This window comes from Pleomorphochaeta naphthae, assembly GCF_055396005.1.
Genome location: NZ_AP042457.1, coordinates 871,648 through 892,820, shown reverse-complemented (window position 1 = coordinate 892,820; position 21,173 = coordinate 871,648). Strand labels below are relative to the sequence as shown.

The following is a 21,173-nucleotide window of genomic DNA, read 5'->3' as shown; positions in this document are numbered from 1 at the left end:
TATTATATAAATAAATAGGAAAGACAAGAACAGGGTATAATAAATATTTTAAAGTTTTGATTCATACTTGCTAATTACTTATTTTTGTAATATAATGTAAATAAATTGAGAGAAAAAAATGCCCCCGAGCATCGCCATGCTGTTGCTCGGGTTTTGTTTACGTAAAACAAAATGGTCAATTTTAGCTTTTAGAATAACGAAACTTTACAAGTAGGCTCAAACTATAAATGAGCCAATTTTCTGCGGAGGAAAAATTATATGAATATGAAAAAATTACAGACTATGTTAGATGAAGAGAAATGGAGTATTTCTTTCATGCAAAGTTGCGATATTCAATATTTTAAAGATTTAGATAAACAAATAGGTGAAATTGCTGATGATGAAATTATTGAAGTTAAACAACTTTGTGATGACCATTTCGAAGAAAAAAATCAAAATAGTGTAATCGCAAGGTATATATCTGGCGCCATAACTTTTTTAACAAGGCCCCAGGAAGATAGCATAGCCTTCTTAGATTTAATTTCTTCCTTTGCTCAAGTAAATAGATTTGATTTAGTGGAATATTTATGTTCATTGGTTTTAGTTGTTAATGAAAGTAAACCCGCTTTACGTTTACTTGGCGAATGCTACGAAAGTCAAAACAAAGAAGACAAAATGTATGAAATTTGGGAAAGATTAATTAAAGTCGATTATTCAGAAACCAAACTTCTAAAAGATTTAGCTGATTACAAATTAAAGAGCGATAAGCAAAGCAGTAAAGAAGCTGGTATTCTTTATTATAAAAAATTAATTAATCGTTTGATTGCTAAAAATGACCCAATGAGCATCAAAGAAAGCTTTCCAGTTCTTATATCTTTAATCCCTGATGAATTTGGATATTTAATTGGGATTTGTGAACGCGTATCTTCTCATGTCGGCAAATCTTATGCAGTTGCTTTATTAAATGTTTTAGTAACTTATAATAATGATAATATTGACAACAAGATTACTGTTTATAAAAAAATCTTAGAGTACTCTAACGATGACATCGGTGCTAGAAATAATTTAGTTAAATGTTACAAAATTAAATATAAAGATCATGGTAGATTGAGCACTTGTTTACATCATAGCAAATTAAATGACAAATATTTTAAAGATGTAATGAGAGCTATCGAAGATTTTGAAACAAATATCGCTTTTGATAAGGGGACATTTGTTTACCAAAAATCTACAAACAAAATTGGTCGTATAAAAAATATTAATGAAAAACAAGTTGTTATAGACTTCCCTAATAAAAGTTCTAAGATGTCTACAGATATGGCTTTTAAGAGCTTAGTAGCTCTTCCAAAATCACATATTTGGGTATTAAAAAGTGTTGTTCCTCATGAAAAACTTGCAGCTAAAATTAAGACTGATATACCATGGGCATTAAGAATATTAATGTCTAGCAACAATGATAAGGCATCTATCAAAGAAATGAAAAATGAACTATCCCCTTCTCTATTAACTACTAGAGAAGTAAATGCTTGGGTAAATGCTGCTAAAAAGGAATTAATGAGTAATCCATTATTTGGTGTTAGTTCTCAAGAAAAAGATACTTTTACTCTTAGAAGCACACCTATTACTTTTGAAGAAAAACAATTAAATATCTTCAAGAGCAAAAAACAGTTCTACAGTAAAGTTAAGGTATTGAGAGAATTCATTCAAAATAATGGAGATGTAGAGAGTGATTCATTCTTAGAGATGATTGCTTATTTCTCAAATAACATAACAAACAGTGATGGGACAAGTATTACTCTACACAATGTAAGTGATACTATCATCAGCAGTTATTTATTATTACAAGACTTATTTGTTAATTATAGCATGAACTTTGTTAAATTACCTGAAGGTTTACCATTTACTGCATTGTATGAAAGAATTGAAAATGTTGTTGAATGCTTTAAAAACATCGACGATCCAGATCTTAAAAAATTGTTCATAGAGCATGTTGTTAAGGTTGATCCTTTCTGGGAAAAAACTTTAATGGATTTATTCCCACATTATTTAACTTCATTTATACCAGATACTTTCAGAAGCAATAAAAAAGCAAGCAGCTTTGCTAGAGTTTTCAAACAATGTGTAGAAAATTATAAAGATAAATCTCAAGTTTTCTTGTACCTTTATAAAAACTATACAGTTAAAGCTTGGGAAAAAAATGGTATTTCATCTGAACAATTATTATTTACAGCTCTTTCTCTTTTAGATTATTTACTAAAATTGATCGAAAACAAAAAGAATGTTACAGAAAATCGTAAGAACGTTAAAGTTCTTATGACGAAACTCTTCGACGAAAAAGCTGTATATAATTACATTGAAGAAGGTGATGAGATTAAAGGTAAAAAGGCTTATGCTTTAGTTGATAGATTACCTCTTGGAAAAGCAGATTTAGGTAAAAAGATTGAAGTTAAGCACCAACTTACTAAAAAATATCCAGATTTTGATTTTAATTCAAAAACAAATATAGTTTCTGATGAAGAGGTTATTCCAACTGGTTTATTCTGTCTAAGAGAAACTATGGAAGCTAAAAAACAAGATCTTTATAACTTGCAGCATGTTCAACTACCCGCAATTGCAAAAGAAATTGGGGAAGCTAGAGAACTAGGAGATTTAAAAGAAAATAGTGAATACAAATATGCTAAAGAAAAACAGCGTATGTTAAATTCACAACTTATAACTCTAAGTGATGAAATTGAAAGAGCTACTGTTATTGATCCTGAAACGGTTACCAATGAAAAAGTTGCATATGGTACTAGAGTTACTTTGTTGGATAATAATACTAACTCTGAAGTTACTTATACAATCATGGGTGCCTGGGAAGCAGATCCATCAAACAATATAATTAACAGATTAGCTCCTCTTGGTTCTAATTTATTAAATCGTAAGGTCGGTGATCATATAAAGTTTACTGTAAATGAAAAACCTTTCGACTTTACTGTTTTAAAGATTGAAGTAGCTGTTTAACACTCTTCTTAAAAAAAGCCCAAAGACTAAAAATCTTTGGGTTTTTTATTTAAATTTAATATCTAAATTAATAATTTCCAGGTGCTGGAGCCTTAACTACAAATAACTCTAAAATCTCAGTACCATGATTTTGTGCATCCATTTTTGTGTTATATGGTATTTTTAATACTGTATTTTTTTCATATTGTTTAAACTCATTGTCTTCTAAACTTAAAGATAATGTTCCTTTTACTACTGTCATATAAACATTTGCATTTGTATAGTGTGTTTTTAGTTTTTCACCTGTTAATAAAACCATATGCATAAAATTTAAATTTTCATCTTTGATTACTGCTTCAATTATAGGCTTATTACTATCACTTATTTTGTAAATTTCCTCTATCATTTTATTCTCCACTTTTACTCTTTTCACATAGTATAATAAAAATATTTTAAAACAAAAGACACTTATGTTACTTTTGTCGTTTAAAATATTGTAAAAATGGAATTTTAAATATTGAATATGAAAATAAACAAATCATTCCTAAACCAATAGTTATCAACATCGCTATTAATATATTTTTACCCGTTGAGCCATCGATATACCAAATAGGAGAAAACTTTTTATATATAATCAAAATTAATAACATTGGTAAATTAGCTAGAACAGTCCTAAAAATCATAAATATAGTCTTCTTTATATTAATATCATCAATGAGAATAAAAATATGAATAATTAGAGTTATTAAAAAAGAGATTGTATTTGCTATAGGTAGTGCAATGATTGATAGTTTTTTAATTAAAATAAAAGACAAAATCATATCTAAAACGGCTTGAAGTACAATTAGAATAAATGACAGTCTTGCCTTATCTTTTGCAATTAGAGCGCGATTTAATAAGGAATTAAGCCCAATTATGGTTAACCCCATTACCAAATAAAAAATAACAGATGCTGTTAGTAATGTATCACTATATGTAAACTTACCATTTTGTAACAATACTGCTACATATTCTTTACTCAAAAACATTATTAAAATTGTTGCTGGAATAAATAGATTAATCATTCCATCTATTCCATAAGCTAAATTAGATTTAAATTCTGTTTGATTTTTTTCCACATAGCTTTTTGAAAGTAAAGGATAAACTACTGTAACAAAACCAGCATTAACTATTCCATATGGAGTCGAGAAAAAAATCATGGAATTTGAGAAAGCAGTAGCGTTACCTTCCGTAAGCGTTGTCGCAAGGTAGGAGGAAAACTGCTGTGAACAAATAGTTGTTATTGCTGAGCCTACTACTATCAACCACGTTTTTAATATTTTTTTAAATTCTTTATCATTAAATCCAAAATCTAAACGCGATCTATACCCATATTTATAAACGGATATATAGGTGAATACAAACTGAACTAAACTAGCTAAGATAACACCATAAGCCATAGACATGGCCCCTAGTTTTGTGTGGAAAATAGAAACAAATAATATTAGTGAAATTGAAAAAAATAATGGCGCTATTCCGTATGATATAAATTTTTTATCTGTTTGAAGTGCCGCAGCAAATACGTTTGCTATAGAAATAAAAGCCAAAAATCCCATAAAATAAGGTAACAACTTAGCTCCTAAGTCTATTTGACTACCTTCAAAATCACTTATAAATGAAAAAATTTGTCTACTAAAAAATAAAAAAACTATTATCACTAGTGAAAACAAAATTAACTGAAAAGTTAACATCAAACTTAATAATTTATTTCTATAACTCTTGCTATCACTTTTTGAAAAACTCGGAATAAAGGCAGCTGAAATTGCTCCTTCAGCAAAAATTTTTCTTAGATTATTAGGAAAGAAAAAGGCTACATTAATTACATCAGCTGTTGATGTTGCCCCAAAAGCTGTTGTAATTACCCTAGCTTTTACAATCCCTAATAGTCTAGATACCAAAGTTAAGACCATTAGGATTGTTGAATCTTTTGATTTCTGTTTATTTTGAGTAAAATCTTTCAAGATAATCCTTTTTAAACTGCTTAAACCTATCTTCCTTAATTGCTTGTCTAACTCTAGCTAATAGATTATATAAATATGTTAAATTATGTTCAGTAGCTAGCATCCCTCCAAGCATTTCATTTGTTTTAACCATATGATGCATATAGGCTCTTGAGTATTTTTGGCAAGCTGTACAAGTACAATTTTCATCAATTGGATTATGGTCAAATTTATGTATAGCTTTTTTAAGTGTAACAACACCATCATCACTAAATACAGCCCCATTTCTACCCATTCTAGTTGCTAATACACAATCGAATAAGTCGATACCATTTTCTACAGCATTAAGTATATAATCAGGTGATCCAATTCCCATTACATACCTTGGCTTTGTTTCATCAACAAACTCACTTGTGTAACTTAAATATTCATAAAAAGCTTCCTTTTCTTCTCCTACTGATAAACCACCAATAGCAATTCCCGGAAAATCTAGGGAAGAAATATATTCAGCACTTTCTTTTCTCAAATCTTTGTAAAAATTACCTTGAACAATACCAAACATATTGCCCTTAAAGCCTTCTAGATTGTCGCCATAATCTTTTGCTCTTTTTGCCCAACTATGAGTTGTGTACATAGCTTCTTTTGCTGCCCTATATGGAATATCTGGAGGTGTACATACATCAAGAAGCATGCAAATATCGCTACCAATACTCTTTTGTATATCAATTACCTTCTCTGGAGTAAAAACATGTTTAGATCCATCTATATGTGATCTAAAATGGACTCCACTATCTTTTATTTTTCTAAGTTTAGATAAAGAAAAAACTTGAAAGCCTCCACTGTCTGTTAAAATATTACCTTGCCAGTTTGAAAAATTGTGTAACCCACCAAAACTGTCTAAAACTTCGGTTCCAGGTCTCAAGTATAGATGATAAGTATTTCCTAAAATAAGATTATATCCAATTTCTTTAACCTTATCATGGTATATACCTTTAACAGTTCCATTAGTACCAACTGGCATAAATGCAGGAGTCTCTACTACTCCATGATCTAATTTTACATAACCAATTCGAGCATTTGTATCTTTATCTTGATGTATTTTTGTATATAATTTTTTCACTATTTTATCCTTTACAAGCTCTATTAACTTACTTGAAGATTAAAAATAATTCAACTAGATTTAAGTAGCAGAAAAACTTTTTAACTTATTTAAAATTAATGGTATAAATAGAATTATAACATAAGGTAATGTAATTGATATATATGGACTTAATATTGCCTGTTTAGCTGTAAGTTGAAATAGCATTTTTGAAACATAGAATATTACAGCTATAACTATTGAGTTAAATATAGAAAATAAAAATACATTTTTTTTATTTCTATAATCGATACTGCAAGCTATAATAACCATAAAGAATGCTGAAAAAGGTGCAGTTAAGCGTTCTAAGAATTCACTCATGTTTTGATACCATAATCTTATATTAACTTTTTTTTGAATATTCAAATATTTTATAGCACTAGTGAAAAACATAGTCTGTAAATCGTAAGTTATACTTCTAAATAAATTTGGCTCTAAATTAATATTAGGATCTTCTACCTCATCTAACATCGTTATTTCAATATTATCTTCTTTTATATCGCTTATAATTACATCTTGTAATATCCAATCTTTATTTTCACTATTCCAAATAGCTTTTTTACTATCTATACGTTTGATAATTTCATTATCTTCATTTTTTTGTACAACAATAACTCCAAAAAGTGTTTTATCTTTTTCTATATATGTATTTGCATAAATAATATTATTATTTACTGAATCTAATAACCCAATATTTGAGTTATTTAAATTGTAATTTATATTAAATATTTGATTTTTAAATTGAGTTCGCCTAGTAATTGACTCTAAAACATAATTTTCATTAAACAAAAAAGCTATAAATGTGATACAAGCCATTAATAATAAAATCTTTTTATAAATATTTCTTAGAGATAAACCACTTGATAATAAAGCTATAACTTCATTATTGGCATATAGCTGAGATAAAAAGAATGTAACACAAAATAAAGAAGTTGGGGCCAAAACTATCATTATTGCTTGTGGTATATAATCTATAGTAATATTAAAGATAATGTCCCATGATACATTATTTTGGACATATGAATTTAAATTTGAAAACAAATCAACACTTAATAGAATTAAGGTTGTTAATATCATTGTTACAAATAAAAGTTTAATTAAATTAGATAATATAAATTTATTTATTATTTTCATTAATTCCTCCATACCTTAATCAGAATTGAGGAAATTAATAAAATTAAAATATTAGGGAACCACATCAAAAAAATAGGATTTAATGGATATTGGAAAGTTTTTAACTGTGCTATAAACAATAAATACCAATAGATCACAGCTACAAACATGGATAAAGAAAAACCCACTAATCTTCCGTGTTTAAACTTCAAATAAGATAGAGGGATAGTAATTAAAATTAAGAAAAAACATGCCGCACTTAAAGCCATTTTTTTATATAACTCTGCTCTATAATATTGTAAATAAAAATCTATATGATTTATTTCGATTGTTGGAAAATTGTTATAGCCTTCCACAAACTCATTAGCAACCAAATTATCCATTGCATTATTAATTTCAAAATTCTTTGCTAGATTTAGAATTACAGAACTTCTATCTTCAAATTTATTTTCTTTGTTCGATAACAAAATTGGTTTAGATCTTTTAATTTTAGAAATTAAATCAACACTTGAAAGATTTGATGGAATAGAAGCACTTACTCGAGCTAGATTATTTGAAAAATCAATGAAAAATTTTGCTTCCTTAGCTTTAGCCATGTCCCATATATTAGGTTCTTTAGTATTAGTAAAAATTATTGTAGGACTTTCGACATCCAAGGAATAAATTAAATTATTAACATCTAATAAATTTAAAGTACCCATTTTTGATTGTATTAAATATGAATTATCATCATATGAATTAATAATAGTAACATCTTCTATTTTATTATCTTTAACTTCACCATTTGTTATTAACAAATTATCGAAAACATTCGTTGAATAGCTTTTTAATTCTACTCCTGGTGTTTTTGTTAGTAACTGGACATATAACTTTTGATATTGTAATGCACTATATGGTAATAATATATCAGCTACTAAAAAACAAAATACTGAAATTAAAATAGATATTATTATAATCGGTTTAAAAATATCATATAAGCTAAAACCTGAGCTTCTAAGGGCTAATATCTCATTAGAAGAATTTAAATCTCCTATAACCATCGCAGCTCCACTTAGGGATGCAAAAGGAAATACATATAATAAAAATTGGGGAATTGCTAAAACTACTAAATGTAACATTGTAAAAAAATCAACATTACCTAAGAGTATTCTTTTAGCCAAAATAAGAATTTGATTTATAAAAAAAATAAAAAAGAAAAAAACGAATGCAACTAAGAAGGCAAGAATATATTCTCGCCCTATAAATGTAAACAATCGTTTTTTACCAATTTTCAAAGTCAAAACTTATACTCCAGTAGATCCGAATCCACCTTCTCCCCGATTGGTTTTGTCTAACTCATCAACTTCTACAAAATTAGCAGTTACAACAGGAGCTATTACAAATTGGGCAATTCTATCTTTATCATTTATAACAAAATCTTCTTTGCCATGATTTATTAAGATAACTTTAACTTCACCACGATAATCAGCATCTATAGTTCCAGGAGAGTTTAAAACAGTTACTCCATATTTAGCCGCAAGTCCACTTCTAGGTCTAACCTGAGCTTCATAACCTGGTGGTAAGGCTATCTTTAAACCTGTAGGTATTAAAGCATAGTCTCCAGGCTTTAAAGTAAACGGCTTTGAGAGCCTAGCTGAAATATCAGAACCCGCACTCAAAGCTGTTGTTTGTTTTGGAAGTATAGAACCTTTATCTAATTTTGTCTTAACAACAATATCAGCCATTAGTTCTTAAACCCTCTTTTTATTAAAAGGTTTTTTCTCACCCTTATCATGATTTTTGTGTTCCCCTTTGTTAAAAGGCTTTTTTTCATTTCCTTCATTTGGATACAAAGCATCTACATAAGAGAGATTTAATCTTCCTTGTCTATCGATTTCCATTAGTTTAACTGGAATTTCTTGTCCTATTGTTAATACTTCATCAACACTCTTAACACGTTTTTTATCTAATTTAGAAATATGACAAAGACCTTCTTTACCAGGTAAGATTTCAATAAATGCACCAAAATCCATTATTCTCTTAACAGTTCCTTGGTAGATTCTACCGGGTTCTGGTTCTTCAATTATTGATTTAACTAGATCTTTAGCCTTTTGAGCAGAAGCACTGTTTTTACCATAAATAGTTACAGTTCCATCATCACTGATATTAACTTCAGCACCTGTTTGAGTTGCAATTCCCTTTATGGTTTTACCACCTGTACCAATGATAGCACCAATTTTTTCTTCATCTACTTTCATTGTTAAGATTTTTGGAGCATTTTCATTAATGTCTTCTCTTGGTGTTGAAATAGCGTCTTTCATAATATTTAAGATATGAAGTCTACCATCTTTAGCTTGTTTTAAAGCTTTACTCATAATTTCAGGTGTAACACCAGCTATCTTAATATCCATTTGGAATGCTGTAATACCATCTTCAGTACCTGTTACTTTAAAGTCCATATCACCTAAATGGTCCTCTTCACCTAAAATGTCAGATAAAACAACATATTTTGAATAATCTGCACCTTCAGTTATTAAGCCCATTGCAATACCTGCAACTGGTTTTTTAATTGGAACACCAGCATCCATTAATGATAAACAACCACCACAAACTGAGGCCATTGAAGAAGAACCATTAGATTCCATAATCTCTGATACTACTCTAATTGTATATGGGAATTCATCTTTATCTGGAATTATAGCTGATAGAGCTCTTTGAGCTAAATGGCCATGTCCAATTTCTCTTCTACCTGTAGTCAATCTACCACACTCACCTACTGAATATGGAGGGAAATTATAGTGAAGCATAAATGAAGAATATGATTTATCTCCATCAATTGTATCAAACATTTGTTCATCACTAGCAGTTCCTAATGTAGTTGTAGCTAATGATTGAGTTTCACCTCTTGTAAATAGGGCTGAACCATGTGTTTTAGGCAATAACCCAACTTCACAAGTAATTGGACGAATTTCTGTAACTTTACGTCCATCAGTTCTAACTCCATCTTCTAAAATTGATTTTCTTAGAATTTCATATTCTAAATCTTCATATAAATGAGCTAATTGATCTTTCTTTTTGTCATCGTCTTCTAATAAAGAAGCGAATTTTTCTTCAATTTTATCATGAGCTTCTTTCAAAGCTGCATATCTTTCCATTTTTCCTTTAACAAAAGATGCTTCTTTGATTAGAGGATAAGCAAATTCTTTTACAGGTTCTAACCAAGATAAATCTTCTTCAGCTACAAATACTGGTAATTTTTCTTTTCCAGCAATTTTTTTCAATTCTAATTGAGCTTGACATAAATCTTTAATGTGGGGATGAGCTAAAGCAATTGCTTCAAGCATATCTTCTTCGCTAACTTCTTTTGCTCCACCTTCTACCATTGTTATTCCATCAAGTGTTCCAGCAACAACAATTTCTAATTCACATTTTTCAATCTGTTGGAATGTTGGGTTAACAATATATTTTCCATCGATTTTACCCATTCTAACTGCAGCAATAGGGCCATTAAATGGAATATCACTAATTGTAACAGCAGCAGAAGCAGCATTTATTGCTATAATATCTGGTGTATTAATTTGATCTGTAGATACAACAGTAGGTACAATTTGAATTTCACGTCCAAATGCCTTGTCAAATAAAGGTCTCATTGGTCTATCAATTAATCTGCTTACTAATATTTCTTTATCTTTAGGGCGGGCTTCCCTTTTTAAATATCCACCTGGTATTTTACCAGCTGCATAATATTTTTCATTGTACTCAACTTGTAATGGTACATAATCTAATGGTTCTGTTGGAGCTTTACCGCAACATACTGTAGCAATTACTGCACTACCAGCATAACTTGCATAAACTGCACCGCTTGTCTGCTTTGCAATTTTCCCGGTTTCAAAAACTAGGGTGCCATCCCCAATCTGAACACTTGTTTTTTTCGTTTCAAACATTTCTTATTCCTTATTCTTTTCGTTCTTTTTAATAGTTCTTTTTTTTTGCTTCTTCATTAGAAACTAGCCCTATTTATAAAAATTCTTATATATACTATTATTACTTATTTTTACAAATGTTTCAATGATAACATAAGCAAAAAAAATATTGGAGAACTGTATTGCTACCATCCCCCAATATTTAAATAAAAATAACTTGATTACTTTCTGATTCCTAATTCAGCAATCAAAGCTCTGTATTCGTCAATGTTAGTATTCTTTAAATAACGTAGAAGTCTTCTTCTTTGACCTACCATTTGTAATAAGCCACGTCTTGAAGCGTGATCTTTTGGATTTGCTTTAAAATGGCTTTGTAAGTCATTAATACGTGCTGTTAATAAAGCAATTTGTACGTGTGTACTACCAGTGTTAGTTTCAGAATTACCGAATTTAGCTACGATTTGAGCTTTTTGTTCTTTAGTGATCATTTAGATACCCTTTGTCTAGCTATAGCTAGAGTCATTTTTTTGTCAGACGATTTAGGATGAGGATTAATTTCTATAACATCTTTCACTATTTTTATTTCAGCAAAAGAATTAGACTCAACCCATAATCCAGTAAATGAACCACTACAAGGTAGAAGCTGATTTACATCATCTGATTTAATTAACATAGAGCTACCAGAAAATTGGGCAGGCGTTAACCCCAAATCCAGCAAATACTCTCTGCCGAGTAAATTATGGACAACGTCCATCTTACCCTTTTTTATTAATTGTCTTATTCTTGAAGAACTAATTACTTTATTGTCTTTGTCGACAATTGCATTTGTAATAACTACCTCAGTTTCTTCTGAATAATGGCGAAGATGCCCTTGCAACTCAAAAGCATGTAAACAAGCTTTTGGATTACCTAATTGAAAATCTTCCCCAACAATTAATTTTTTTATAGTTAAGTTTTTACAAAGCATCTGTAAAAACTCATCTGCTGTAAGTTTACTGATTTTTTCAGAAAAGTCAATAATTACTTGTAAATCAAAACCCATTTTTTCAAACAATTGAGTTTTTAAATTCTCACTCAATAATGGTTTAACATGTTCTCGTCTACCTGTCTTCATCTTAGGATTAGAGTTAAATGTTATTACTACAGAATACAATGAATTATTGACAACTTTATTTAATATTTCTTGATGGCCTAAATGTATTCCATCAAAGACACCTATACACAAGGCTATCTCTAAATTTTTATATTCATTATCATCTTTAGTAAAATCTTGAAAAAATATCGTTTTCACTATTTAATTCCTATCAAAACATGGATTTATCTGACACAATATCTTAGATATTGAACCTTCTTCTAGTTTTAAAACACATCTGAGAATATCATCTTTCGAATATATTGCAGCATAACTAGCTTCTTTATTTTCCCTGATGGGCTTTAAGATATTAAAAGTAGGTTTTCGACCATTCGCTAAATCAAATAAATACTTGTCTTTAATTTGATAAATAGACATACAATCTAATTGTTTTAAGTATTCATCTGTCTTATTTAAGCCACTATCTATCTCTTCTTTTGTATCTGTGTTTATTGCTTGGTCTAATGTAAAAGGACCTATTGAAGTTCTAATTAAATCTACTAAATAACCTCTAGAATTACAAGCTAAAGCTAAATCTCTAGCTATTGACCTAATATATGTTCCTTTTGAAACTCTAATCTCACAAATCAAATCAAGATCATTATAACTTAATATATCAAAACTATAAATATTGATTTCTCTTTCAGGCATCTCAACTTCTTCTCCACTTCTAGCTAATTTATATGCTCTCTTACCATCTATGTGTATAGCTGAATAAGCTGGAGGAGTTTGAAGTACTTTACCCATAAAGTTATTTTTTATAGCTGTTTTTATTGTCTCTAAATCAGGGATTTGAGATGTTTCAACAACTTCACCTTCTGGATCTAAAGTAGTCGTCTGAGCTCCAAACCTTATGGTTGCAATATATGTTTTATCTAATGTTGAAAATAATTGATTTAATTTTGTAGCTGATCCAGTTAATACAATCATTAGACCATGAGCAAACTTATCTAAAGTCCCCGCATGGCCTACTTTCTTATCAACATTTCTTTTAATAGAACCTAAAGATTTAAACGAAGTTACATCTTTAGGTTTATTAGTTAATATTATATGTGAATTAGTCCCCATAATACTCCAAAGAATCTATTAAATTATTTATCTTTTGAGCTTCTTTATAGGAATCATCTGCCTTAAATGTTAATTTAGGAGTATTTCTAGTTCCTAGAAATTTTCCTAACCTACCCTGAATAAAGGCAGCAGCTTTTTGCAAACCTGCTACACTTTTTTTTAGGGAATCATCATCTAGTACGCTTGTAATATAAATTGTTGCATAAGCATTATCATGAGATAAGCTTACTCTTGAAACAGAGCATAAAGTACTAACGTTTGAGTTTTTAATTTCACCTTTAACTATTAATGTACTTATTGCTTCTTCAATCTTAGCTTCAATTCTTTTTTGACTATACTGACTCATCTTTCTTGTTTCCATCTTCTAAGGATCTTTGTACTTCTTCTTGTTCGATTATTTCAAGAATATCTCCAACTTTTAAGTCTTGGAAATTTTCTAAACCAATACCACATTCAAAGCCTGATGCGACTTCTTTTGCATCATCTTTAAATCGTTTTAAAGAAGAAAGTTTTATAAGATTCTTACTTACTTGTATATTATCTCTAATTACCTTAACTAAACTGTTTCTCTTAACTTTACCACTAAGAACATAACAACCAGCAATTAAGCCAATTTTTGGTACTTTGAAAGTATCTCTAACTTCAACTTTACCAATTTCAACTTCTTTAACAATAGGAGATAATTTTCCTTCCATAGCTTCTCTAACATCATCTACTACATCGTAAATAATGTTATACTTTCTAATCTCTACTTTCTCTTGCTCTGCTAAAGCTAAAGCCCTAGGTGTTGGTCTTACATTAAAACCAATTACTAATGCAGAAGATGCTGAAGCTAAGGTAATGTCACTTTCAATAATAGCACCTGCACTAGCTCTAATTACATTTAATCTAATTTCACTATTAGATAATTTTTCTAAAGAACTTTGTAGGGCTTCAACTGAACCTTGTACATCACCTTTAATTATTACATTAAAGCTTTCAATTGTACCTTCTTGAACTTTGTCAAAGAGTGTATCAAGAGTAAACTTATTACCAGTTCTATTTGCTCCTAATCTCTCTAATTCTTGACGTTTAGCTCCAACTTGTCTTGCTTGTTTTTCATCTTCAGTAACTTGGAAAGGATCCCCAGCTGATGGTATGTTAGATAATCCTATAATTTCAACAGGCGTTGATGGACCTGCCTCTTGAATTTTTTTACCACTATCATCAAACATGGCTCTAACTCTACCTGGATAAATACCAGCTACATAATGATCACCTTGTTTTAGAGTTCCTCTTTCAATCAAGACTGAAGCTACTGTACCACGACCTTGATCTATTCTAGATTCAATAATCTTACCTTCTGCCCTGCAGTTAGGATTGGCCTTAAGTTCTAGAATTTCACTTTCTAATAAAATGGTATCTAATAATTCCTCAATACCTTGTTTTTTGAGAGCTGAAATCTTACAATATAATGTTTGACCACCCCATTCTTCTGGCATTAATCCTAAATCAGATAATTGTTGCATTACTCTTTCAGGATTTGATTCTGGTAAATCACATTTGTTAATTGCAACTATAATTGGTACTTTTGCAGCTTTAGCATGATCTATTGCTTCTCTTGTTTGAGGCATAACTCCATCATTAGCAGCAACTACTAGTACAACGATATCTGTAATTTGTGCACCACGAGATCTCATCATTGTAAATGCTGCGTGACCTGGTGTATCTAAGAATACTATTTCGCCTCTCTCTCCTAATGAAACTTTGTAAGCTCCAATATGTTGAGTAATACCACCAAATTCTCCACCAGCTACGTTAGTTGATCTTATCGCATCTAACAACTTAGTTTTACCATGGTCAACGTGTCCCATGATTGTAACAATTGGTGCTCTTTCAACTAGATCCTCTTCAGTATCTTTGTCAGACTCAATTAAAGTTTCGTCATATAAAGAGACAAGTTTAACTTTACAGTTATATTCAGATGCAATAATTTCTGCTGTTTCATGGTCAATTTGTTGGTTGATGGTAACCATCATACCCATAGAGAATAATTTAGCAATGATATCATTTGCTTTTAAGTTCATTTTTTTGGCTAAATCTGCAACTGTAATAGATTCCATAATATCAATTGATTTAGGAACTGATGCAAGTTTAGCAGCAGCTTGTTCCCTCTTTCTTTGAATTTGGAATTCTTTTTCCATTGTCGCATCACGTTTTTGATAAGAATTATTTTTCTTTTTAAACGTCTTCTTTTGAGTTTTTCCATTTCCAAATGTATTTGGGGCTGCTGAACCATTTTGGTTATTGTTGTTTCTGTTAAATCCACCACCATTTTGATTTGGTCTATTATATCCACCAGTATTCCTGTTTGGACCATTTTGGTTTGGTCTGTTAAATCCACCAGCTTGATTATTTCTATTATAGCCACCTTGAGGTCTGTTGTATCCCCCAGTATTATTATTTTGGCCATTTCTGTTATAACCACCTTGAGGTCTATTATATCCACCAGTATTATTCTGGCCATTTCTGTTATAACCACCATTTTGATTATTTCTGTTATAGCCACCTTGGTTATTATTTGGGGTATAACCACCTGTTTGACCATTTCTATTATAATTGTTCTGACGAGGATTATTTCGAGGATTTCGACTTCTAGAACCAGCTACCGGTTTACCACCTACAGTACCAGCTACACGTGGAGCTGCTGGATTAGGATTTGGCTGTACTATTTTGCCGGCATTTTTGCTTTGCCACTCGGCATGATCTTTAGCAGTTTTACCTTGGTTTGGAACTGGAGGAAGATTAGTACTTTTTATAATAACAGGACCAGTATGTAAGGGAGAAACGCCCTTACCGATTGTTGTTTTCTTGATAATTCGTCTTTTTGGTTCGTTATCTTTGCTAGGTTTCGTTGTAGCAGTAGAACTATTAGTTTTTTTAGAACCAAGACTAGTTATAGTAGAACCAACCTCTTTAGATTTCTGTTGAGGTTTAACTCTTACAACCTTTTTCTTGACAATAATTTTTTTCTTTTCAATCTTTGGTTGACTTGTTGTTGATGCAGCTTCTACTGGTTTGGCAGGTTCTGCATCTAAATTTGAACTTTTTACGTGTTTTATTAAAGTTGCTTTTTTTTCACTCATATTTTTCTATTCTATTCCTCTTCTTCAACAGTTTCAAATGCTAAGCCGGTACCACATTCTGGGCATTCAGTCATTTCAACTGTTATCGTGTGGCCACAATTTGGACACTTATACTCATATTCATCTTCGTCTGTTTCTTCAACAATATCAACATACTTTAATATTATTGTATTAATAGCTTCTAATTCTTCTTTCGAGAAATCACCAAAAGCTTCAAGTTCAGCATCACTTAAATTAACAAATTCTTCAATAGTATAGATATCATGGAATTGAAGTTTTGCAACAATATTTTTGTCTAATTCAATATCGGCAAATTGTATTTCATCTTCAGCTATACCAGTTTCTTGTGCAACTTCAGGTTGTTCTTCTTCATAATAGTCATTATCTTCACCATTAATAAAGAAGGATTCAGCTCTTTCTTTAGCAACATTAACAAATTCCATATCTTGGAACTCAGCAGGAGTTTTAACATCAATATTCCAATCGCATAACTTTTTAGCTAATTTAACATTTAAGCCACCCTTACCTATTGCTAAAGACAATTGTGATTCATCAACTATTGCAATTGCTCTGTAAGTTAACCTATCTGTTATAACTACATCTATAACTTGAGCAGGAGTTAAAGCATTCATTATATAATTTACAGGATTTGAATCATAATTTATTACATCAATCTTCTCACCTTCAATTTCTTTAATTACAGTTTGGATTCTATTTCCTTTTAATCCAACACAAGCACCAACAGGGTCTATATCTTGATTGTTTGTTTTTACTGAGACTTTAGATCTATAACCTGCTTCTCTTGCAACATTTACTATTTCAATCTGTCCTTGATTGATTTCAGGGACTTCTAATTCAAATAATTGTCTAACTAATTCGGGAGAAGTTCTTGATAAAATAACTCTAACGCCTTTATCATTTTTCTCAACTCTTTCTACATAACATTTAATTTTATCATCTTGAGAATAACTTTCTCTTGGAGATTGATATCTAGAAGGGAGGATTCCTTCAGTCGAACCAATGTTAACAAAAATATCATTTCTAATCTGTCTGTTAAAATAACCGTTGATTAAACAGCCTTCTTTGTTTTTAAATTCACTATATATTGAGTCCTTTTGAATATCTCTAAAACTTTGATGAGCTTTTTGTTTAGCACTTTGAACACTAATTCTATCAAAGGTTTTATTAATATCAATAGGGATTAAAATAACATCTCCGATTTCAGCATCTTCGTTGTATTCTTTGGCTTCCTCAATAGAAATTTCTGTTAATGTGTTATAATAATGATCCTCATCTACAATTATTTTTCTAGATGATAATTCTACAGAACTTAAATCATCATTAAAAGTAACTACAGCATTTGCATCACTTCCAAATTTACGTTTATATGCAGCTTTTAAGAAATCTTCAACGGTGGAAATCACTAAATCTTCTGATATACCACTTTCAACTATTCTTTTTATAGCGTCTCCTAAATCACTTGGCATGTTTTCTATCCTCCCAAATATATTCCAACTTAGCTTTGGAGATATTTTCAAATTCTATTTCTACGTCTTCATCAAGTGGTTTATCATCTTGATCAAGGCAGTTCATTAATACAACGCTTGAGTCTTTTACTTCTTTTATTATACCAGATAACCAATAGGAATGTAATATATCATACACTCTTATTCTTTTACCTGAAAATAATTTAAATTCATAAGCATCTCTGATTTTTCTTTGAAGTCCTGGAGTTGAAACCTCTAAATCAAAATCTTGCTCTTCAGCTAATTGTAATTCCATTCTAGTTTTAATTAAATTATGAACTTTTGCACATTCATCTACACCAACTTCACCATCTTTTAATTTAATAACTGCCGATAGGCGTGCATTAAATGGGCTTTCCTTAAAATCAATGTCAACGAGTACAATATTCATAGCTTCCAATAATGGAGCATACTCTTCAAACAAAGGGTCTTTAGTTATGTTGTTTTTCATAATTTTCCTTACTTTTTCAAAACCAATAAAAAGGAGACCTGCGATTTGCGGTCTCCCAAAAATCAATTATCAAAATGTAGTTACATAGTACTCATGCAATCATCTTTTGTCAAGAGTTTCGCTCTCTTGTTTTTCTTCTATTTCTTCTTGTATTTTTTGTAAGAAAATCATTGCTTGTATAGGTGTTGAACTAGTTAAATCAAACTCTTTAATCTCTTCAATTATAGGTAAGTAATCTATTTTATCAATATTATGATAATCTTTATTCTCTAGCTCTTCTAACTGGGCCATTGAAAACAAATCCATTTCCGTATTGTTGATTGTGTATTCTCCAAAATGCCTTCTTTGGAATTTATCAGCTTCACGTAAAATAGGACTTGGAACCCCAGCTAACTTAGCTACATGTAACCCATAGGATGAATTTGCTACACCATCAACAACTTTTCTAACAAAGACAATATCTTTGCCTCTCTCTTCTACTGCTAAAGTTAACAATTTCACATTTGATACATCTAAAAGAGTTAATTCATGATAATGAGTAGCAAATAAAGTTTTTGAATTTAATTTTACTAAGTGTTTCATAAAAGCATGGGCTAAACTCATACCATCCTGTGTACTTGTTCCCCTACCTATTTCATCCATAATTACAAAAGAATCTTTTGTTGCCGTTCTTAAAATATGAGCAGCTTCTTGCATCTCAACCATGAAGGTTGATTCGCCTTTTGCTATATTATCTGATGCACCAACTCTACAAAATAGTTTATCAACTAATGATAACTTTGCCTTTTCTGCAGGAACAAAACTTCCAATTTGAGACAAAAGTATAATTAAAGCACACTGTCTTAAATATGTAGATTTACCTGCCATATTTGGACCTGTAATTAAACAAAACCTTTTACCATCACTCTTAAGATTTAAATCATTTGCAACAAAAGATCCAAGCCCTAATTGTTTCTCAACAACTGGATGGCGGCCTTTAACTATTTCTATCGAATTTTCCTTTACAAAAGTAGGTCTATTATAATCATATATATCAGCTACATAAGCTAAGCTTTGTAATACATCAATTTTACTTAGAGCGTTGGCTAATAATAAAAGTGAAGAAGATACATTAGAAGCTCTATCTACTATTGATTCATATACTTGCCTTTCTCTTTTTTCAGCTTCAATACTACTTTTTAATATCTTAGTCTCTATTTCACTCAATTCATCACTTGTAAATCTTTCAGCATTTACTAAAGTTTGTTTTCTATAAAATGTTGAAGGAACTTTATCTACATGAGTCTTTCTAACTTCAATATAATTTCCAAGAATCTTATTATGTCCTAGTTTTATATTTGGGATATTTGTTTCTTCTTTTAATTTGTCAATATATTGTTTTAAATAAGAAGACCCTTGGTTTTTGATTTCTCTAAGTTTATCTAACTCTTCATCAAACCCTTTTTTAATAACTTTTCCTTCTTCAAAAGGTCCTTGTATATTTTCATATATTGCATTTTGAATTAATTCAACTAATGAAAAGATTTCATCCATCGTATTTAATTCAACTTTACTAAAGCTATTAACGATTTCAACTCTTTTATCACTATTATCATTAATTAGACATGAATAATGTTCAAAATCATCTTTTATAATATTAAAAAAAGCTTTTGCAGTCCGACAAATCCCAAGTAAATCACTTGGCATATTTCGCTTCATTGAGATTCTTGTTGTAAGGCGTACCATATCTAATACACCTTTAAGCTCTTCTCTTACCCTTTTTCTCTCTTCTCTATTATATTTAAAATATTCTACCCAATCTTGACGATTTTTTATTATTGTCTCATCGATTAAAGGATAACTTAACCATTTTTTTAAAAGTCTAGTTCCACCACTTGTTATTGTTTTATCAACTACATTATATAAAGTGTTTTGACTTGTTCCATCTTGAGTATTAACTAATATTTCTAAACTCTTTCTAGTAGAGGAATCTATTGTTAAAAAAGAGGTATCTTCTTCTACTGTATAACTTGTAATTTGGTCTAATGAAGACATAGAAGTATCATAAATATATTTTAAAAGGGCTCCTGCAGGTTTAATTGCAGGGTTATCTTTTTCTATATTAAAAACTTTTAAAGAATTTATTGAGAGATGACTTGTCAATTTTTCATAAGCTTTCTTCTTATTAAATTGAGAAGAAGGAAGATATGTTATCATAATATTCTTCTCTTTTAAGATAGAAGCAAAATCTCTGTGGACAAAATAATCATCCTCATTTACTAAGATTTCTTTAGGCCTTAACTGTGTTAAGAGAGCATTTAGCTGTTGAAAACTACTATCTTTATATAAACTCTTTAGTATAAATTCACCACTTGTTATATCACTAAAAGCGACGCTAGTTACTTTCACACTATATGAAATACAAAGTATATAATTACTAGATCTAGAATCTAAATAATCATCTTCTACAACAGTGGCAGGTGTTATTACTTGAACTACTTCTCTTTTAACTAGTTTTGTATCTTTAGTTGGTGTCTCCACTTGCTCACAAATTGCAATCTTTTTACCTTCTTCTAATAAGCGTTTGATATATGCTTTCGATGCATGGTAGGGAATGCCACACATTGGAGAAGAGCCTCTATGAGTCAAAGTTAAGTTTAACAATCTTGAAACTTCAATTGCATCATCATCAAACATCTCATAAAAGTCACCAAGTCTAAAAAATAATACTTTATCCTTATTTTGATCTTTTATCTCATAATATTGGACCATCATAGGGGTTAATTTTTCTTTTTTCAT

General features: G+C 30.1%; 16 protein-coding genes. 1 reads left to right on the top strand and 15 read right to left on the bottom strand.

Annotated elements, in window-relative coordinates; translation table 11 throughout:
• Nucleotides 1-258 precede the first annotated feature (258 nt).
• On the top strand, nt 259-2,982 hold the full coding sequence (greA, locus tag ACZ5SO_RS04105) for a transcription elongation factor GreA (RefSeq protein WP_464626990.1): 2,724 nt from the start codon (nt 259-261) through the stop codon (nt 2,980-2,982).
• 67 nt (nt 2,983-3,049) lie between these two features.
• Here greA and ACZ5SO_RS04100 read toward each other — a convergent pair whose 3' ends face one another.
• The 15 genes from ACZ5SO_RS04100 to mutS form a co-directional block, all read right to left on the bottom strand.
• Nucleotides 3,050-3,367: a cupin domain-containing protein gene (locus ACZ5SO_RS04100; RefSeq protein ID WP_464626989.1), complete on the bottom strand. Its 318-nt coding sequence runs from the start codon at nt 3,365-3,367 to the stop codon at nt 3,050-3,052.
• Nucleotides 3,368-3,434: 67 nt separating this feature from the next.
• Nucleotides 3,435-4,961 (bottom strand): murein biosynthesis integral membrane protein MurJ, encoded by a 1,527-nt coding sequence (murJ, locus tag ACZ5SO_RS04095; protein ID WP_464626987.1) that lies wholly within the window; start codon nt 4,959-4,961, stop codon nt 3,435-3,437.
• Nucleotides 4,939-6,060 carry a tRNA guanosine(34) transglycosylase Tgt gene (gene tgt, locus ACZ5SO_RS04090; RefSeq protein ID WP_464626985.1) on the bottom strand — a complete coding sequence of 374 codons (1,122 nt, stop codon included), beginning with the start codon at nt 6,058-6,060 and terminating at the stop codon, nt 4,939-4,941. The genes murJ and tgt overlap by 23 nt, the downstream gene beginning before the upstream one ends.
• A gap of 60 nt (nt 6,061-6,120) precedes the next feature.
• Nucleotides 6,121-7,212 carry an LptF/LptG family permease gene (locus tag ACZ5SO_RS04085; RefSeq protein WP_464626983.1) on the bottom strand — a complete coding sequence of 364 codons (1,092 nt, stop codon included), beginning with the start codon at nt 7,210-7,212 and terminating at the stop codon, nt 6,121-6,123.
• Nucleotides 7,212-8,471: an LptF/LptG family permease gene (locus tag ACZ5SO_RS04080; RefSeq protein ID WP_464626981.1), complete on the bottom strand. Its 1,260-nt coding sequence runs from the start codon at nt 8,469-8,471 to the stop codon at nt 7,212-7,214. Before ACZ5SO_RS04080 ends, ACZ5SO_RS04085 begins: the two co-directional genes overlap by 1 nt.
• A 3-nt stretch (nt 8,472-8,474) precedes the next feature.
• Nucleotides 8,475-8,915: a dUTP diphosphatase gene (gene dut / locus ACZ5SO_RS04075; RefSeq protein WP_464626980.1), complete on the bottom strand. Its 441-nt coding sequence runs from the start codon at nt 8,913-8,915 to the stop codon at nt 8,475-8,477.
• 6 nt (nt 8,916-8,921) lie between these two features.
• Nucleotides 8,922-11,114 carry a polyribonucleotide nucleotidyltransferase gene (gene pnp / locus ACZ5SO_RS04070; protein WP_464626979.1) on the bottom strand — a complete coding sequence of 731 codons (2,193 nt, stop codon included), beginning with the start codon at nt 11,112-11,114 and terminating at the stop codon, nt 8,922-8,924.
• A gap of 200 nt (nt 11,115-11,314) precedes the next feature.
• Nucleotides 11,315-11,581: a 30S ribosomal protein S15 gene (gene rpsO, locus ACZ5SO_RS04065; protein WP_464626978.1), complete on the bottom strand. Its 267-nt coding sequence runs from the start codon at nt 11,579-11,581 to the stop codon at nt 11,315-11,317.
• On the bottom strand, nt 11,578-12,384 hold the full coding sequence (locus ACZ5SO_RS04060) for a hypothetical protein (RefSeq protein WP_464626977.1): 807 nt from the start codon (nt 12,382-12,384) through the stop codon (nt 11,578-11,580). The genes rpsO and ACZ5SO_RS04060 overlap by 4 nt, the downstream gene beginning before the upstream one ends.
• 3 nt (nt 12,385-12,387) lie before the next feature.
• Complete coding sequence (gene truB, locus ACZ5SO_RS04055; RefSeq protein WP_464626975.1) at nt 12,388-13,293, bottom strand: tRNA pseudouridine(55) synthase TruB; 906 nt, start codon at nt 13,291-13,293, stop codon at nt 12,388-12,390.
• Complete coding sequence (gene rbfA, locus ACZ5SO_RS04050; protein ID WP_464626973.1) at nt 13,283-13,639, bottom strand: 30S ribosome-binding factor RbfA; 357 nt, start codon at nt 13,637-13,639, stop codon at nt 13,283-13,285. The genes truB and rbfA overlap by 11 nt, the downstream gene beginning before the upstream one ends.
• Complete coding sequence (gene infB / locus ACZ5SO_RS04045) at nt 13,626-16,418, bottom strand: translation initiation factor IF-2 (RefSeq protein ID WP_464626971.1); 2,793 nt, start codon at nt 16,416-16,418, stop codon at nt 13,626-13,628. The genes rbfA and infB overlap by 14 nt, the downstream gene beginning before the upstream one ends.
• Before the next feature lie 11 nt (nt 16,419-16,429).
• Nucleotides 16,430-17,905 carry a transcription termination factor NusA gene (gene nusA / locus ACZ5SO_RS04040; protein WP_464626970.1) on the bottom strand — a complete coding sequence of 492 codons (1,476 nt, stop codon included), beginning with the start codon at nt 17,903-17,905 and terminating at the stop codon, nt 16,430-16,432.
• Nucleotides 17,895-18,395 (bottom strand): LSm family protein, encoded by a 501-nt coding sequence (locus tag ACZ5SO_RS04035; RefSeq protein ID WP_464626968.1) that lies wholly within the window; start codon nt 18,393-18,395, stop codon nt 17,895-17,897. Before ACZ5SO_RS04035 ends, nusA begins: the two co-directional genes overlap by 11 nt.
• Nucleotides 18,396-18,494: 99 nt before the next feature.
• Nucleotides 18,495-21,173, bottom strand: a complete 2,679-nt coding sequence (gene mutS, locus ACZ5SO_RS04030; RefSeq protein ID WP_464626967.1) for a DNA mismatch repair protein MutS — start codon at nt 21,171-21,173, stop codon at nt 18,495-18,497.

Bases quoted from the DNA above. Each gene is read 5' to 3' on its own strand.
- greA (WP_464626990.1), top strand. From the start codon at position 259: ATGAATATGAAAAAATTACAGACTATGTTAGATGAAGAGAAATGGAGT.
- ACZ5SO_RS04100 (WP_464626989.1), bottom strand. From the start codon at position 3,367: ATGATAGAGGAAATTTACAAAATAAGTGATAGTAATAAGCCTATAATT.
- ACZ5SO_RS04085 (WP_464626983.1), bottom strand. From the start codon at position 7,212: ATGAAAATAATAAATAAATTTATATTATCTAATTTAATTAAACTTTTA.
- dut (WP_464626980.1), bottom strand. From the start codon at position 8,915: ATGGCTGATATTGTTGTTAAGACAAAATTAGATAAAGGTTCTATACTT.
- pnp (WP_464626979.1), bottom strand. From the start codon at position 11,114: ATGTTTGAAACGAAAAAAACAAGTGTTCAGATTGGGGATGGCACCCTA.
- rpsO (WP_464626978.1), bottom strand. From the start codon at position 11,581: ATGATCACTAAAGAACAAAAAGCTCAAATCGTAGCTAAATTCGGTAAT.
- truB (WP_464626975.1), bottom strand. From the start codon at position 13,293: ATGGGGACTAATTCACATATAATATTAACTAATAAACCTAAAGATGTA.
- rbfA (WP_464626973.1), bottom strand. From the start codon at position 13,639: ATGAGTCAGTATAGTCAAAAAAGAATTGAAGCTAAGATTGAAGAAGCA.
- infB (WP_464626971.1), bottom strand. From the start codon at position 16,418: ATGAGTGAAAAAAAAGCAACTTTAATAAAACACGTAAAAAGTTCAAAT.
- nusA (WP_464626970.1), bottom strand. From the start codon at position 17,905: ATGCCAAGTGATTTAGGAGACGCTATAAAAAGAATAGTTGAAAGTGGT.
- ACZ5SO_RS04035 (WP_464626968.1), bottom strand. From the start codon at position 18,395: ATGAAAAACAACATAACTAAAGACCCTTTGTTTGAAGAGTATGCTCCA.
- mutS (WP_464626967.1), bottom strand. From the start codon at position 21,173: ATGAAAAAAGAAAAATTAACCCCTATGATGGTCCAATATTATGAGATA.